11 protein-coding genes are annotated in these 16,525 nt (G+C 41.9%); 6 read left to right on the forward strand and 5 right to left on the reverse strand.

Annotated elements, in window-relative coordinates:
- On the reverse strand, window positions 1–1,063 hold a 1,063-nt coding region (locus DP116_RS08170), incomplete at its 3' end, for a CHAT domain-containing protein (RefSeq protein ID WP_169154716.1).
- A 344-nt stretch (window positions 1,064–1,407) separates the two neighbouring features.
- Window positions 1,408–1,662: a hypothetical protein gene (locus DP116_RS08175; protein WP_169154717.1), complete on the reverse strand. Its 255-nt coding sequence runs from the start codon at window positions 1,660–1,662 to the stop codon at window positions 1,408–1,410.
- An 855-nt stretch (window positions 1,663–2,517) separates the two neighbouring features.
- Between DP116_RS08175 and DP116_RS08180 the strand changes: the two genes are divergently transcribed.
- On the forward strand, window positions 2,518–3,750 hold the full coding sequence (locus DP116_RS08180) for an FG-GAP repeat domain-containing protein (RefSeq protein WP_169154718.1): 1,233 nt from the start codon (window positions 2,518–2,520) through the stop codon (window positions 3,748–3,750).
- Between the two features lie 353 nt (window positions 3,751–4,103).
- On the forward strand, window positions 4,104–5,318 hold the full coding sequence (locus tag DP116_RS08185; protein ID WP_169154719.1) for an FG-GAP repeat domain-containing protein: 1,215 nt from the start codon (window positions 4,104–4,106) through the stop codon (window positions 5,316–5,318).
- Window positions 5,319–5,393: 75 nt separating this feature from the next.
- Here the strand turns inward: DP116_RS08185 and DP116_RS08190 are convergent, their stop codons facing one another.
- A complete protein-coding gene (locus DP116_RS08190) occupies window positions 5,394–6,890 on the reverse strand; it encodes a UDP-N-acetylmuramoyl-L-alanyl-D-glutamate--2,6-diaminopimelate ligase (protein ID WP_169154720.1) in 1,497 nt (498 codons plus the stop codon).
- 1,295 nt (window positions 6,891–8,185) lie between these two features.
- Here DP116_RS08190 and DP116_RS08195 point away from each other — a divergent pair.
- From DP116_RS08195 to murJ, 3 genes are all read left to right on the forward strand, one after another.
- Window positions 8,186–8,695 (forward strand): DUF4168 domain-containing protein, encoded by a 510-nt coding sequence (locus DP116_RS08195; RefSeq protein WP_169154721.1) that lies wholly within the window; start codon window positions 8,186–8,188, stop codon window positions 8,693–8,695.
- 493 nt (window positions 8,696–9,188) lie between these two features.
- Window positions 9,189–9,794, forward strand: a complete 606-nt coding sequence (locus DP116_RS08200; protein ID WP_169154722.1) for an arsinothricin resistance N-acetyltransferase ArsN1 family B — start codon at window positions 9,189–9,191, stop codon at window positions 9,792–9,794.
- A 116-nt stretch (window positions 9,795–9,910) separates the two neighbouring features.
- Window positions 9,911–11,527, forward strand: a complete 1,617-nt coding sequence (gene murJ / locus DP116_RS08205) for a murein biosynthesis integral membrane protein MurJ (RefSeq protein WP_169154723.1) — start codon at window positions 9,911–9,913, stop codon at window positions 11,525–11,527.
- 15 nt (window positions 11,528–11,542) lie between these two features.
- On the opposite strand, the gene DP116_RS28495 is transcribed toward murJ, so the two are convergent.
- Together DP116_RS28495 and DP116_RS08220 are read right to left on the reverse strand one after the other, a co-directional pair.
- Window positions 11,543–14,350: a substrate-binding domain-containing protein gene (locus tag DP116_RS28495; RefSeq protein ID WP_211173158.1), complete on the reverse strand. Its 2,808-nt coding sequence runs from the start codon at window positions 14,348–14,350 to the stop codon at window positions 11,543–11,545.
- Window positions 14,347–15,675 (reverse strand): AAA-like domain-containing protein, encoded by a 1,329-nt coding sequence (locus tag DP116_RS08220; protein ID WP_169154724.1) that lies wholly within the window; start codon window positions 15,673–15,675, stop codon window positions 14,347–14,349. Before DP116_RS08220 ends, DP116_RS28495 begins: the two co-directional genes overlap by 4 nt.
- A gap of 503 nt (window positions 15,676–16,178) precedes the next feature.
- Here DP116_RS08220 and DP116_RS08225 point away from each other — a divergent pair.
- Window positions 16,179–16,487, forward strand: coding sequence for a TRADD-N-associated membrane domain-containing protein (locus DP116_RS08225; protein WP_169154725.1), 309 nt, complete (start codon window positions 16,179–16,181; stop codon window positions 16,485–16,487).
- Window positions 16,488–16,525: the final 38 nt, after the last annotated feature.

The raw sequence follows: 16,525 nt of genomic DNA on the forward strand, positions 1-16,525 counted from the left end.
CCCCCGGTAGTTGTTTTGCAATATCGGTGTCATCTGCAAGTTCTTTCAGCTTATCTCTCGCTTCTCCAACTGCAGTAAATAAAGATTGACCTTCTGCAAAAGAATTTAAAAAATATTTGAGAAACTTTTGTGCTAATTTGTCTGGCACTTCTTCCCGCCAGACAATGATGTAGGGAAGATTTAAATCTGCTAATTGTCTTGCTAAACCTAAACCATCGCAGGAATTTAAAATTGCTAATTTTAAACCTTTGTTAATTGCTGCTTTCAGTGTTCTTTTGATTTCTGATAAACTTAAACTGTCATTACGATTAATATTTATGATACCTGTTTGACCATCACCTTTGGTTTCGCTATGACCTGCAAAAAATAGGATATCACAAGCTTCTTCCCAGAGCGCGTTAAAATCTGAACGATTTGGTTCAGTCAAAACTATGAGTTCAGCTGCCCGTTTCTGCAATTTTTGCAGTAACTCTTTATCGGCACTAGTATCAATATTTTGACTATCTCCAAAAATACTAATAATCCTGGGTCTTCTAATTTTATTAGAAGTGGATGATTTTTCTGATGCCGTAGTACTTACAACAGAAGAGTGAAAACAAACAGCCGCTTCACAAGAGAAATTTTGAGCAAGAAAATCCCATTCCTGCCAAGGAAGTCGATGTAAAATGTCCTTGGTTGTCTGTGATCCAATTTTCTGTGTGTTGATAATTAAACGAATTTCTGGTTGAAAGTCTTGTGACAATGCTTGTTTTAATTCTGATTGAATAGGGTAAAGCCACTGATGAAGGTGACGGCATAAATGCTGAGCAGAATCGTAACAATCTGTTTTGGAAATATGAGTGACTTGGTTGTTTTTAAAACCACCTCTAGAATGCTTGAGTAACGAGTAGTATTGCTCTTTCCAGCGTTGATAGGAAATGGGAATTTCGGCATTTGGAGGTAATTGCACTTCTAGTTGTGTGATGTTACGCTGTGCATTTGCTACCGTCACCTCAACATTGAGATTACCAAACCCGCGCTCAAGGTTTCCGTCACCAAACTCCAAGTTTACCCATATTTCCATAAGCCATAACCCTAAATTAGTTTAATTAAACCATCGCTATTTTTAAAATAAAAATCCAAAAATAATTAACAAATTGCGGTCAATAAGCTCTAGCACACCACTCGACTACTAGTGGGGGACTTTTCTGCTTTTATCTCTACCCTCTTGTACAAAAGGGTAGCTTGATGCGAGCATCGCAGTCTTTTATCCAATCTCATATATAGCTACAAGTGTACAAATGTTGATTTCGGATATTTTTTATGGAAAAATAAATATACTCTATTTGAACAGTATTTTAGTAAGCGTCTGAGTTGATATGTTTAAAATCTTTGTCTTTTACTGAGGTAGCATGCAACCCTGATTTTCTATTTATCCGCTGCTATTAATTGTTGCTGAATTCTCTTGAATTCAGCCTGCTTGATGCTGCGAGCACCGCCGCTCTCACGACGAGTTGGAACTCCGCGATTAGGTGGTATTCGAGCTTGTATCTGATTCTGTTTAATAGTTTTGACGGTTCGAGGTGTGTTTTGCAAGAGCAATAAATTATGTGTATCTGCATAGTTAGCTGATACAGTGATTATTCCTACTATTAACGAAGCTATAACATATTGCGATTTCATTTTTTTCTCCTTGAGAAAACTCTTCATAATACAACTTCACGAGTGCGTATGTGTTTTTCTGACGAGATATACAGTTTTATTGAAACAGTAATCAAAAGAACACAGAACTCAGAATGACCATTAAGATATATCTAGGGTTTGAGTAAAGATACTATGCACCACAGGCAGACGCTTTTTTGTTGGCGCAGGCTGTGGTGCGTGATTCTCCATAGATAAATCGAAGGACTTTAGTTAGACGCGTTTGCTGAGGTATGTACGCTTTGAATAAGTAGCCGTCATGAACTGCGTACACCCTATGCCTACGGCACGCCAAAGGCGAACGGGTATGTCCTCCGGACACGCTGCGCTTTAGCCCTTTGGGCGTGCGCAAAGCGCATACGGCAGTTGGCACTCTCGGAGGAAAGCCGCTGAGTCCCAAAGGGACTCAGCGGTTGGGACGCGTCTACAAGTCGGGAAACCCGGTGTTAGCACCTGCCTCACCAGAACACATGAAAATATTCTCCCTCCCCCTTCGGGTATGCCTTCGGCACACCTATGTCCTTCGGACACGCTTCGCGAACGGTGAACGCAGTCGCCTCTGTCGGGAAAGCCGTCATTCGCGCTGTCTCACTCCCTCACTCACTCCTTGGGACTTATGCGCTACGCGCAGGCACTTTCACAAAAATCAAATAGGATTACTATGATTATTCAAATGTTATGAAATAACATTTTGATTGTCGTCTTTGCTTATAATGACCACTGATTTAACAAAGTCTTAAAAAAACATAATTTAAACACAAATTATGTTCTTTTATGACAAACATAAACATCAAAAGACGTTAAAACATTGATTAACACTAGTGATAGATAAACACCATGTCGGAATCTCGAAATACCTCCAGTTCTTCAACCTTAGAAGCGACAGGTTCTAGGGCATTCAATATTCAACCCACAAATAGTTTTGAGAATGATAGTTTTTTAAATACTTTCAGCCGGAGTGGCTCTTCACAATCTTTCTTAGATGCAGATCAAGAGTTTTCTGATACAGCACTAAGCCTTCCTAACAATCTTAATCCTAATCCCATATTTACTAGTGCAGCAATTTTTCCTGATTTCAATGGTGATGGAAAAAAAGACAAACTCTGGCGTAACCCTCAAACTGGTGAAACCGCTATCTGGCTGATGGATGGTACAAATGTTGCCTCTCAGGGTGCGTTGAAAACAATGAGTTCAGATTGGGACTCTAAAGTTGCTGATTTCAATGGTGACGGCAAAACTGACATCATCTGGCGCAATATAAAAACGGGTGATAACACCATTTGGCTGATGGATGGCACTACAGTCGCATCTGAAGCATCTTTGCCGAATGTCCCTACAGACTGGACTTTCAGTACTGGTGAGTTCAATGGTGACGGCAAAACCGACCTCGCATGGCGCAATCTAAAAACGGGTGAGAATGCTGTATGGCTGATGAATGGCACACAGGTTCTGGCTTCGTCTGCTTTGGAAGCGGTTGATCCAAGCTGGACAGGCACTATTGGTGATTTCAACCGTGATGGTAAAACTGACACCTTATGGCGTAATAAAACAACAGGTGAAAACGCTGTTTGGTTAACCAATGGTAACACCGTTACTAAAACTGCATTGCCAACCCTTGGTACAGATTGGCAGCCTAGCCTTGCAGATTTCAACGGCGATTTTCAAACCGATATTCTGTGGCGTAATAATAAAACAGGTGAGAATGCTGTCTGGCTGATGGATGGTTCAAATGTTGCTTCTCAGACTGCCTTACCTACTCTCGGTGCAGGTTGGACATCTAGTGTTGGTGATTTCGATGGTAATGGTAAGACAGATCTGCTTTGGTATAATCCGCAAACAGGTGAGAGCAAGGTTTGGATCATGGATGGTGCAAATGTTGTCAGTGACACTGCTTTACCGACACAAAGTGCAGCCTGGAAAACAAGTATTAGCGATGTTGATGGCGACGGCAAGACCGATATCTTCTTACGCAATTACGAAACAGGTGAGAACAAGATTTGGAAGATGAATGGTTCTACTCCTACTGAATCTGCTCTGCCAACATTTGCTAAAGAATGGTACACTTTCTAAGAGTTTTTGTACAATTCGTAATTTGTGATTCGTAATTGATTCGTTTTTACGAGTCATCAATGACGAATGATTTTGGTTTTCACTTCATTAATACTGACATTATGTTAGTTAGAAATCGCCGGGAATTATCTTGGCGATTTTTTATAAAACTCATTTCTCAAATAAAAAGACCTCACCCCCATCCCCTCTCCTTATTAAGGAGAGGGGTGTTCATCTGTCATCTTAACAACATGTTTGTGATAGTTAAATGCAGTTTTGTCACAAAGAACAAAGATAACAGATGTAATATCTTAACAGAAACATTCCAAAAATAAAGTTAAAAATTTGATGAACACTAGTCATAAACAAACATTATGGTTGCATCTAAAACCTTGGACTCTTCTACAGGTACTAGTGCATTCCAATCTCTCCCAATCACCGATAGTTTTGCGGGCACGGATGATTTAAATTCTGCTTTGAGTCTTGGACGTTCTTCAGAATCGCCACTAGAGAACTCGTTGCAGTCAACACAAGTTGTAACTGCACGAGAAAATCCCAATCCTAGTCGTTTGTTTAGTAGTACGGGGATTGTTGCTGATTTTAACGGTGATGGCAAGACGGACAAATTTTGGCGCAATTCTCAAACAGGTGAAACTGCTGTTTGGCTTATGGATGGTTCAAAGCCGACAGGGGAATTGTTGTCGAACGTAGACTCATCTTGGGATTTTGCTTATGCCGATTTTAATCGTGATGGCAAAACTGACATCTTTTGGCGCAATAAGACTACGGGTGAGAATGCCATTTGGCTTATGGACGGCACAAGAATAGCTTCTGCGGTTAGTTTGGAGAAAGTCGATCCATCCTGGACTGCTAGCATTGCTGATTTTAATGGCGATGGTAGAAGCGATATTTTCTGGCGCAATGCCAAAACAGGCGAAAATGCCACTTGGCTGATGGATGGCACAACAGTAACCACTGCAGCTTTTCTACCTAAAACTGATTCACAATGGTCTTACAGTATTGTCGATTTCGATGGTAATGGCAAAAACGACATCTTTTGGCGTAATCAAACAACGGGAGAAAATGCTATTTGGTTTGTAAATGGTACCGACACATCAGCGTATTCTCTATCGAAAGTAGATCCGTCTTGGAATTATAGCCTTGGCGATTTTAACGGCGATGGTAGAACCGACTTGCTGTGGCACAATACTCAAACGGATGAGAATAGTGTCTGGCTGATGAATGGTATTTTCATCAATTCAGGTTCTCTGGAAAAACAAAACTCTTCTTGGAAGTCTAGCGTTGGCGATTTCAACGGTGACGGCAGAACTGATATCTTCTGGCACAATACTCAAACTGGTGAAAACACTGCTTGGTTGATGGATGGTACAACAGTAACTACTGCGGCTTTTCTGCCCACAACTGATGCAGCTTGGCAACCCAGCATTGGTGATTACGATGGTGATGGCAAGAGTGACATCTTCTGGCGTAGATACGACACTGGTGAGAATACTATTTGGCAGATGAATGGTACTACAGTTTCTGCAGCTTCTACACAGACTGTTCCGGTAGAGTGGTCTGTTTTCTAGAAATTTGAGGTGATGCAGATTAAAAACAATATGCACGCAGATGATAACTTCATCATCTGCGTGTATGTTTCTTTTTTATTTTTTCATCCTTTCTTCTAAGGCTTCTTGTGCGTGTTCTCGGTCGTCAAAATGGATTTTTTCCGTTCCAAGAATTTGGTAGTCTTCGTGACCTTTTCCGGCAAGCAAAACGCCGTCTCCAGGTTGCGCTTGCAATATGGCGGTACGAATGGCGGTTGCGCGATCGCCTATCACTATCGGCTTTACTGTTTCTGGAACTCCCTCTAAAATATCCTGCAAAATCCTTTCTGGGTTTTCAGTCCGGGGATTGTCGGATGTCACCACAGCGACATCTGCTAATTGAGCAGCGATTCTACCCATTTTCGGGCGTTTGGTGCGATCGCGATCGCCTCCACACCCAAACACGCAAATCATTTTCCCTGGAATAAACGCTCGCGTTGCTTTGAGCAAATTCTCCAAACTATCTGGTGTGTGGGCATAATCCACAATAACGCTGATATCTTGGTCCGGAAGAATTTGCACTCTTTCCATCCGTCCCGGAACTCCGGGGAACTCAGGTATAACAGATGCGATTAACTGCAAATCTAACCCTAAGTGTAAAACTGCTCCTACTGCTGCTAGTAAATTTTCTAGGTTATATTGACCAACAAGCGGTGAACGAAAAGCAACTTCACCCTTTGGTGTATGCAATGTACCACTGACACCATTCGGTTCGTAACTCAGGTGACTCATCCACAAATCCGCTGTCGAATCGTTGACACTATAACTCCACACTTTCTCTGGCTTCAAGGATGCTATTAACCGCTTACCATATGTGTCATCAGCGTTGATGATTGCCCGTCCCTTAAGATACTGAGGACTAAACAGCAGTGCTTTTGCTGTAAAATAATCTTCCATATCACGGTGGAAATCCAGATGGTCTTGGGTAAGATTGCTAAACACTCCTACCTCAAACTGACAACCCATCACTCGACCCTGCGCCAAAGCGTGGGAACTCACTTCCATCACTCCGTACTCATTACCAGCATCAAGAGCAGTCGCTAGCTGCTGTTGCAGTTCCACAGCAAACGGTGTTGTATGGACAGCAGTTTGAACAAAACCATGCCAACGAGTATAAAGAGTGCCCATTAAAGCTGTCGCCAGATTTGCTTGATGGAGAAAATACTCAATCAGGTGGGTGGTTGTGGTTTTACCATTTGTGCCCGTCACACCTACAAGTTTGAGTTTTTGCCCAGGATAGTCGTGGAAGGTGGCTGCTAATTGGGCACAGGCTTTTGTCATGTCATCACTGCTGATAACACAAGCAGATGGTGTTGGTGGATGTTTCTGTGCTGCTTGAGGAGAAATAATTGCAGCTACAGCACCAGAGGCGATCGCACTTTGCCAAAAGTCCCCACCATCAACTCGTGTTCCAGGCATCCCAATAAACAAATCTCCCGCAACGCAAGCATGGGAATTTGTCTTTAAATTCTTGATTTCAGCGTCCATTGCTGGATGTTGTGGTAACTGCACAATAATATCATCTACAGTTGCTAGTAACTCCCGCAGTTTCATTTTCTGAACCTCGTCACACATCGTGATTTTGCTTATTTTGCACCATGTTTTCTGTTTCTACAAACACTTTCAGATGACAGGAAGCTTTTTTGTCAACCTACACTAACGTACTACTTGAATAGCTGGATACTGATACACAAACCAATACTGACGCCAATAACCTCAAAGGATAACCCTTATACTGGTGTTGTCGCTTGTCTATAAATCTTTCTTGTTATTTATCTAACTTTGTTAAATTCTGAATAAAATTTTCATACAGATAAAAAAAGTTTGATATCCTTTGGTGTTACCTAATCTCAAAAAAAAATTGTCAGTGAATTATTACAATTTCAATGAGCATTTCTGGTCTCCACAGACAGTTTGTAGTCAATCAGAACTACCAAAATCAAATAAAAAAAGTAATCGCAGAAAAACACTCACAGGTGTTTTGAGCTTAGTGTGTCTTGCTGTTTGGACACCACTGCTCCTTGGGCTTATAGTTCCTAGCGTCCATAAGCTGAAGGAAAAGCGCTCTAATTTCGAGACTAGCAACTTTGATGGAGAAGACTCCGTATTTAAACGTGAGCACTTTCTTTTCTATCAGGCTGCAAGTGGGAGGATGAGAACCCCTGCCTTTTAAGGAGGGGATGAAATCCGACGCAAAGGGCTAAAGCCCTTTGTTTTTCTGATACGATGCGTGAAGGTACTGGGTGGCGACCCATACAGGATATCCTTGACCGGACTCCGAGGGTAGAAACGTAGTCTTCAGAACGGCAGGTGCTACAACGGGGGGAACCCCCGCAACGCACTGCCTCCTGTACCGTTGTCTGCGGTGGGACGCGTCGTGGACGTTAAATTAAATTGCCTGCGGAGACGGTGAGACCAGCGCTGCGGGAGGGTTTCCCTCCGCAGGCGACTGGCGTTAGACCGGAGGGCGTGCCGCAGGCATACCCGGAGGGTCTGGCGGGGATTGGCAACAATCTAGTTAAGAGTCAAAGAAACAGGAATTAGGGTGGAAATGTAAGGCTTTAGCCTACATTGGAACATCCTTTAAGAATCCCCGTGCATTTATGCCGGGGAGTACGTCAATTATCCATACAGCAGCGATAACGAAATCAAGGGCTTCCAGATATGTGTTAAGCTGTACCACGATAGAGCATACCTAGAGTCGTTAGCGATAAACAGTAATTATTGTTTGCTGTCTTACGTGCTGCCTTAAGATATGCCGGAAAAATCGATGGAAACCAAAGCTCGATTCAGGAAATTCCAGAAATTCTTCTGATACCGGGCTGGAAACCCCTAAGGAGGAACTCAACGTGTTTAAGCAAATTCTGACAGGTAGCTATATTTTTGTTTTTCTTCTTGTCAGCAGCCTGTCGGCTCATGCACAAGCACCAAAACCGACATCTCCATCTTCATCTCCATCCCCTCAAATTCCAACAACACCCCAAACCAAGGTGAGTCCAGAGGAACTTCAAAAATTTGCAAACTCACTCAAACAGTTGAGAGTGATTAAGCAGGGAGCAGTTCAGCAGATGGGGGACGTTATAAATAAGTCTGGTCTGAGTCAAGAACGATTTTTGGAAATATATAAATCACAGCAAAATCCTCCAGAGAAGCTAAAACGAGCAATGACCTCACAGGAAAAGCAGCAATATGAAAAAACTGTCACAAGTCTAAAGTCAATTCAGGAACAAGCTGATACAAACATGCAGCAAGTCCTGCAAAAGGAAGGGCTAGGGCTAGAACGTTTCAATCAAATTCAAGTAGCAATCAGTCAAGATCCGGCGCTTCAGCAAAAAGTGCGGGAAATGATTAAAAGCTAGTGTAAGCAATTTTGTGAACATGGGGATGCGATTGCACTTAGCCTACCGTTCTAACAGGTGGTTGCACAAAGCGCACTGCTTTGCACAACCGCCTAGAATTTAATGAATCCCAAGTTGCATTCATTTTGATAAAATGTCATTTTATCAGTACTACTCACCACCCCTCTGAGTCAATTATGGATAACGAGGTTGTTCTTTTTCTTGTCAGCGCCAGTGTTCTCATCCTCTACCTCATTTTCTCTGCGTTAACTGAAATGGGCACAAAGTTACCTTGGAAAAAATAGCGGTTCGCACTGGCTCCCCTACGATTTGTGGTCTATTCTAATTAAATTTTGAATTTTGAGATTGCGTCGCAACGCGCTCCGCAACGCTACGCGATGCGTGAATTTGAGCGTTTGCGCAGCGCCCCCTTAGGGGCTAGCGAGTGACTGCTGCTGCATCGTACACTGTCCATATAATTCCAACAAGAACAGAACAAGAGAGTGTGCTTTCTATGTCATCCATCATCAGGCTTGCTAATGAACAGGATGCTGAGCAAGTTCTGGAAATTTACGCCCCCTTTTGCGAGCATTCACCTGTGTCTTTTGAAGTTCAGCCACCAACTCTAGATGAAATGCAGCAGCGGATTGCAAAAGTTCTAGAAAAGTTGCCTTGGCTAGTGTGCGAGCATGATGGAAAAGTTCTCGGATATGTTTATGCTGCACCTCATAGAGACCGAACTGCCTATCAGTGGGCTGTTGATGTATCTGTTTATATCCATGAATCAGTGCGTCGTTCAGGGATAGGACGAGCTTTATATACGTCGTTGCTTAAAATTCTGGTACTTCAAGGTTATTACAGCGCCTACGCAGGTGTCACTCTCCCAAACACAGCCAGTGAAAGGCTTCATGAACTGATGGGATTCCAGTTCATAGGAATATATCAAGGTGTAGGATATAAGTGTGGTGCGTGGCATGATGTCGTGTGGTATGAGCTATCTCTGCAACCGCGAAGACCAAATCCCAAGCCTCCCATCAATATCAACGTATTACGCAATACCTTAGAATTGGAATACGCTTTGGCAAGTGGACTACTTTTCCTTAAGCTTCCTGTCGATTAAGAAATTATTTCACACGCCGATATTTCTGATTTTTGCCAAAGTACCCTGACAAACTCCTAAATTTCAGGTTAAATGTTTCCAGATATGCCCCTTGAGAAAGTTGTCAGGTACTATTTGTGACACAAGAACAAAAAACCTCTCGTTCTTTTGCTGGAATTGCTGGCATTATTGCTGTTGCGACGTTAATAAGCAAATTTTTTGGGCTGGTACGCGAACAGGCGATCGCCGCCGCTTTTGGTGCGGGAGCAGTTGTCGATGCTTATAACTTCGCTTACATGATCCCTAGTTTTATGCTAATATTACTAGGGGGTGTGAATGGACCATTTCATAGTGCGATCGTCAGCGTCCTAGCCAAGCGCAAGCAAGAAGAAGCTGCTCCCTTAGTGGAAACAATGACAACCCTTGTGGGTGGTTTGCTGCTTTTGGTAACCATTTTCCTGGTAATATTTGCTCCTAACCTAATTGACTTAGTAGCACCAGGTTTAGACACCGTTCGTAACGGAGCTTTTATAAAAGAAAACGCCATTGTGCAACTGCGAATAATGGCACCAATGGCAGTTTTAGCAGGACTAATTGGTATTGGTTTTGGGACTCTCAACACAGCTAATCAATACTGGCTACTTTCACTCAGTCCTTTATTTTCCAGCATTATTCTGATTATTGGTCTGGGTATCCTCGCTCTGCAACTAGGTAGCAAAATTAGCTCTCCTCAATATGCCATTTTAGGTGGAATGGTTTTAGCGGGAGGCACCCTAGCCGGAGCATTCCTGCAATGGTTGATACAGCAAATTGCTCAAGCACGAGCGGGGTTAGGTACATTGCGCCTACGATTTAATTTTAAGCAGCCAGGGGTGAACGAGGTACTCAAAATCATGGCACCAGCAACCTTTTCCTCTGGGATGTTGCAAATTAATCTGTACACAGATATGTATTTTGCATCCTTCATCCCCTCTGCTCCTTCTGGGTTGCGTTATTCCAATATCTTGGTGCAAACTCCTTTAGGAATTATTTCTAATATAATTTTACTACCTTTGTTACCAATATTTTCCCGACTAGCCGCACCAGAAAATTGGCAAGAGCTAAAATTGCGAATTCGCCAAGGACTCATACTCACCGCCTTCACCATGCTACCAATGGGAGCGCTTATGATGGCGTTGTCTGACCCCATTGTACGAGTGGTTTATGAACGTGGTGCTTTTACAAAAGGAGATTCCGGCTTGGTTTCCTCCATACTAGTTGCTTCTGGTCTGGGAATGTTTGTTTATTTGGGGCGAGATGTTTTGGTGCGAGTGTTTTATGCTTTGGGTGATGGTCAGACACCATTTCGCGTTAGTATGATTAACATCATATTCAACGCTTTGCTAGATTGGATTTTGTTTAAACCTTTTGGTGCGCCGGGTTTGGTACTAGCAACAGTTGGGGTGAATTTCATCTCGCTATTAATGTTGTTATGGTTGCTTGATCGCAGGCTGAATGGTTTACCTTGGCGCGAGTTGGGTTTACCAATTTTAGGTTTAACTGCTGGTAGCATGGTAGCTGGAGGAGCAAGCTATGGCACTCTTGAGGTTTTGCAGAAATTTTTAGGTGAAAATGGTTTACTAATTCAACTATTGGAAATATCTATTGCTGGTTTAGTTGGCATCGGCGTTTTTGGTGTGATTGTTGCCATGATGAAATTACCAGAGATCGAGATTTTTGTCTCTCGTCTGCGTGAGCGCTTTTTGAGAAGATAAAGAATAACTCAATTACTATTTAGAAGTGAGTGGTCGAATAGGTGCAAAACCAGCTTGTTCTACGAGTTTTTGACCCTCAACGCTTAAGAGTAAGTTAGCATAAGCCGTACCAGCCTCCTCATTTACACCACCGTCTTTTTTGATAATCACATAGAGTTTGCGAGTCATTGGATAAGAAGAATCAATAAAAGCCAGTTGATTCACTTTCTCGATGTTTGTTCCACTGAAAGGAGCTACATAAGGTTTATCAGCACTTTTTGCTAATGGGAGAAGTTTTACAGGTACAGTCTTTTGGTTAACAACTTCTGAAGCCGTGGCATAACCAATTCCACCAGCAGTGTCAGCAACTCTCTGTAAAGACTCAGTGGTGTTGTTTACCTCTTTAAAAGAACCAAAGTCTCTTCCCAGTAACACTGTGTCTTGGAAGAAATCCACAGTACCGCCAGCTTTCGGGTTACGGCTGAAGACTGTAATCTTCAAATTAGGACCACCCACCTGCTGCCAATTTGTGATTTCTCCAGTAAAAATCTGTTGCACTTGTTCCAAAGTCAGTCCTCTGATTGGAAGACTAAGGTTTACATAAATGGCGATGCCATCAATTGCAACAGCCTTCTGTTCTAGTTCAAAGCCTTTTTTTATAGCAGCTTGTAACTCATATGGTTTAAGAGTATCAGAAGATTGGGCAAAGCTCAGTTCATCGTTCAAAAGCATTTCAATACCTGTTCGTGAACCAGGCTTTTTTTTTGCTGGATGAACATATTGTAAGTGAAATGAAGGGTGTGCTTTGTTAATGGCGTCAATAATATCTTGAGATCTCAGAGGAGCAAATGTTGTGGATCCACCATAAAAAAATGTTCCTTCAGGAACATTTTTTACTTTAGCGAAAGTCGCTATACAAGTATTAAGGAGTACCTCTTGAAGTGGGCAACGACTTGCGCTTGATAACAAATCAATGCCCGTATAAATCCCCAAACTGACGGCGATAAGAATCCCAGATAGGATAATTAACTTTAATCGTTGCCACTGCTTTTGAAACTTTAATTTTCCTAATTCATTGTCAACCCAACTCTGGTTAAAAATGGTTTCATAAATATGATTGCCAACTTCTAATTTTCCCTGGTAATTGACTACAAAACCAAGTCTTAATAATATGAGTTGTTTGGGATTGTCATCAGCTACTACCTTTCCTGATTGCAAAACCTGTCGATACAGTTGCAGTAAATTTTCGGCATCTTTATTCTGCACAAGCTCATCGCGTATTTTCCTCAAGTGTTCTGGTTGATCTTGACTTTCCCAGTTGTCGATGATGCGCTCACGCACCATCCGCTCTACCCAATCAGCTTCATCCTCTCCCTGGCAAATTGGAAATTGCTCATTGAGGATAAGTCGGAAAAGTTTTTGGGCAAGAACTGGTTCAGACTTCGTTATTCTAAGTACTTTTCTAATGACAGGCATGGGATTACTAACCTTCGCAAGTAATTCCTCTGCTGTGTTAATCGTTTGTCTGTCTGCTTCCGCCAAAGTCCCTCGTTTGTCTAGGACTCGACTAGCAATCAAGAACCGATGTTCATCAATACTGAATTTATTCTGTCGATCCAAACCTTTATCGACTAACCAAGACCATCCTTCCTCAAATGCCTGCCCGCGTAACAGCCTTGAATCATCTTGATACTGACTTTCTACCCAAGCGCTCAAAGCCTCTGCATAAGGTCGAAGCTTTTCCAGTTCCTGGTTAAGCCATTTTTGGTTAAAAACTCTCTTATATATAGGGTTGAAAACTTTCAGTTTACCATTATGCTTAACCACCAATCCCGAGAGCCGCAATTCCATTTGTTCATAAGAGTGATCTGCATCTATTTCTTTGTGTCGCAAAATGGATTGGTATAGTCCTAGCATCTGCTGTGTTAGATGTTTATTAGTAAGAAGGCGATCGCGGATAGTCTTTAAATGTTCTGGCTGATCCTGAGATTCCCAATTCTCAATAATTTTTGACCTTACCACTTGCTCAACTGATAGGGGATTTTCGACTGTTAATCCCTCTGACATTAGCTTACACAGTTTGTGAGTTAAAAAAGGTTGTCCTCCTGTCCAGTACAAAATTTCCCTTAACACTTCCTGAGGATGACTAACTTTACCCACTAGCCCTTTTTCTAAAGCTTGGGCTTCCTCAAACTTAAACCCATCTAAGGCAATTGCCTTGCCAATATTAAACGGGGTGCGGGCTTTATCTCTAATCAAATCTGAAGGCGTTGCTACCCCTAGCAAACAAAATGTTAGCCTTTCGTAATCTGGTTTATCGACTCGTTGGTTGTAACAAGCCCGAATCAGCGCGAAAAAATCATTAATCGAGAAATTCAAGCTGATAATGCTGTCAATTTCATCGACAAAAATCACAATCCTTTTTTCCGGCACATACACCAACAAAACTTCTTCAATGAATCGATCTAGGAGCTGAACTAAAGAAAGCTCTTCATGCTCCTGTAACCATTTTTTTTGATTAACCTTACTCAAGAGGTTAAACCCCTGCCAAAGCAGAGACACTATGCCGCCATACCAGTTTTCTGGAGTTAGGTGTTCGCTACCAATTCTGGTGATATCTATAGCAGCACAGCTAACGCCTGAGTGTCTCAGCCGATCCATTGTCTGCACACGTAAGCTAGACTTACCCATCTGCCGACTATTGAGCACGTAGCAAAACTGCCCAGCCATTAGGGCGTCATACAGTTCTTGGTCGGCTTGTCGCATGACATAGCTAGGGGCATTTGGCTTTAAGCTACCGCCCACGTGATAGTAATCGGAGATTAATTCTAAAGTTGAGTTCATTTTGCCCCCAAGCAAGATAAAAAGTAACTGTGATAAAGTTGACAGCTAAACTTGACTTGATTTGCCTCAAACTGGACAATACCCATACTCTCTAACTTAGAAGCTGGTACTTGCTGCATCTGCACTTTACCCCCTGAATCAAGTAAAGTTCTCAAGGCTTCCAGCAGTTCGTGATGTTCACTCAACATGACCCAAAGTCCTTGGAGATGGCTGCTGTAAATTCCTTCTAGAGTGGGGGCTGTTTGCAAAAGTTGCTCTAAAGTCAGGTCTTTCTGATGCAGGTGATAGAGACCTAGCTGAATTAAGTAAGGATGTCCACCTATCATTGCTCGCAGTCGTTCTAGTTCTGTGTTATCTAACGACTTCAATCCATACTCTTTTGCTAACTGCTGTACCTGTGCCAAAGTCAGATTTGGTAATTTAACGGGTATACCCACATTGAACGGCGATTGATTGATATTGAGAGGGATATATACTTCTGTTGAGTAAGCCACGACCAATCTCAATTTTTGCCAAACCTGTAGGTTATTTGCTTCTTCATGCCAACTCCTGAGTAAAGTAAAAAATGACTTGGCAATTTTTTCATACTCGAAGAGCCGATCTACTTCATCCAACCCCAAAACCAAAGGTGTATCTATTTGCTCCAACAGATAAGCCTGGAAATAAGTAGTACAGCTAACCATGCTGCCCAATCTCTTGTTATCCCAATAATCATCTATGCGCGACTCCAGATTAAGCTGTTGGCTGATATTGGTACAAAACCACTGCAAAAAATGATCTAGATTCTCAAGGATTAATTCCTCTGCTTGTCGCAGATTCAAACGTATTGTTCGGTACCCACAATGTCTAGCTTCTGCCAAAATTTTATTCACCAAAGAGGTTTTGCCCGTTTTTTTTGGGGCTTTTATTCTGATTAAAGCTCCAGATTGCAGCACTTTTTGCGAACAGAGTTTTTCTAGCAATAAATGCTCGTTATAAAAACGCTGAATGTAAAAAGGAGACTGCGAGGATATGGGACGCCCCGGAAAATCAGGCTCAATTTGGTCGGGACGATGGTCTTCCCAGTAATCAAAATTGACCCACTTCGGTTTGTCTTGTACAAACAAGTCCACCAACTCTGGTCGATAGGAGAAGCGTTCTCCCTCTCTATTTACCAGACCAAATTTTGTACACACCTTATTCAAATGTTTTCTAATCGTGGATGTATCGCAATTTCTCTCGCTAGCAATTTGCTCATCGGTCTCGCCTGCCAAAAATCTCTTCAGCACCTTTTTTTGGTCAGGTGTCAGCTCGTCTAATATGTCGTTGAACTTTTTTCCATGCATCTTTTTCAAGCGCTTTTTGGCTAGTAAATTGGCAGAAGTCTCAGAACTTAAATACAATCTGTAAGTTCGGGTTTGGGAACTTTATCTAACCGAGTTTTTATTCGCTTGATGAATAAAATTCTATGAATTTTTCAGGCGATCGCTTTCTCTGAGTAACGGCTAAACTGTAGCATTATACTCATGGTGACTATATTTATAGACTGTAAAAGTCCCATGACTGTACGGCGACAAATTTTACCTACATTTTAAACAAAAAATAATGATTGGAAATATTTGTGAGTATTTTTGCACAAAGTCCAAATCAAATGCTACTTGTGCGTATATAACAGCGGTACTTATGCGCTTATTTGCTCTTCAGTTATGTTGAATCTGGATGGTTTTGTCACTCAGCAACTCTCAGACTGCGAAAAATGTGATTTTTAGTGCCTAAACCGCCTACTCTCCAAAATTCAAGGTTAAATCTGAGATAAGAGCTTCAATCCTAGTTTTTTAAGGAAATGGTCATGAACAAACCATTCAAAATTAACATGAATCCACAGTATTTCAGCAATAATATTGCAACACAATGGTACAAAGAACGCTCCAGGCAAGCGAGTATAAGTTTTAATCTAGCTGTCGGTTTAGCAACAGCGACTGTCATCTTTGGTATCGCAACTGCTGTTTCAGTTTGCAGAAATAATGTATCAGTTGCAACAGCAACAACAGCTGTAGGGCTTACCTCTGGAGCTGCTAGTAGACGCTTGTTTAAGTTATATGATGATACAAACAAAAAACTGGATGATGTTGCCAAGGAGCTATTGGATGAACAGTAAATATCCTCAACACTATAACGATTGTAGATTTCTGAACC

This window comes from Brasilonema bromeliae SPC951 (assembly GCF_012912135.1).
GTDB lineage: Bacteria > Cyanobacteriota > Cyanobacteriia > Cyanobacteriales > Nostocaceae > Brasilonema > Brasilonema bromeliae.

Coding starts and splice junctions, on each gene's coding strand:
- DP116_RS08175 (WP_169154717.1), bottom strand. CDS start 1,662: ATGAAATCGCAATATGTTATAGCTTCGTTAATAGTAGGAATAATCACT.
- DP116_RS08180 (WP_169154718.1), top strand. CDS start 2,518: ATGTCGGAATCTCGAAATACCTCCAGTTCTTCAACCTTAGAAGCGACA.
- DP116_RS08185 (WP_169154719.1), top strand. CDS start 4,104: ATGGTTGCATCTAAAACCTTGGACTCTTCTACAGGTACTAGTGCATTC.
- DP116_RS08190 (WP_169154720.1), bottom strand. CDS start 6,890: ATGAAACTGCGGGAGTTACTAGCAACTGTAGATGATATTATTGTGCAG.
- DP116_RS08200 (WP_169154722.1), top strand. CDS start 9,189: ATGTCATCCATCATCAGGCTTGCTAATGAACAGGATGCTGAGCAAGTT.
- DP116_RS28495 (WP_211173158.1), bottom strand. CDS start 14,350: ATGAACTCAACTTTAGAATTAATCTCCGATTACTATCACGTGGGCGGT.
- DP116_RS08220 (WP_169154724.1), bottom strand. CDS start 15,675: ATGCATGGAAAAAAGTTCAACGACATATTAGACGAGCTGACACCTGAC.
- DP116_RS08225 (WP_169154725.1), top strand. CDS start 16,179: ATGAACAAACCATTCAAAATTAACATGAATCCACAGTATTTCAGCAAT.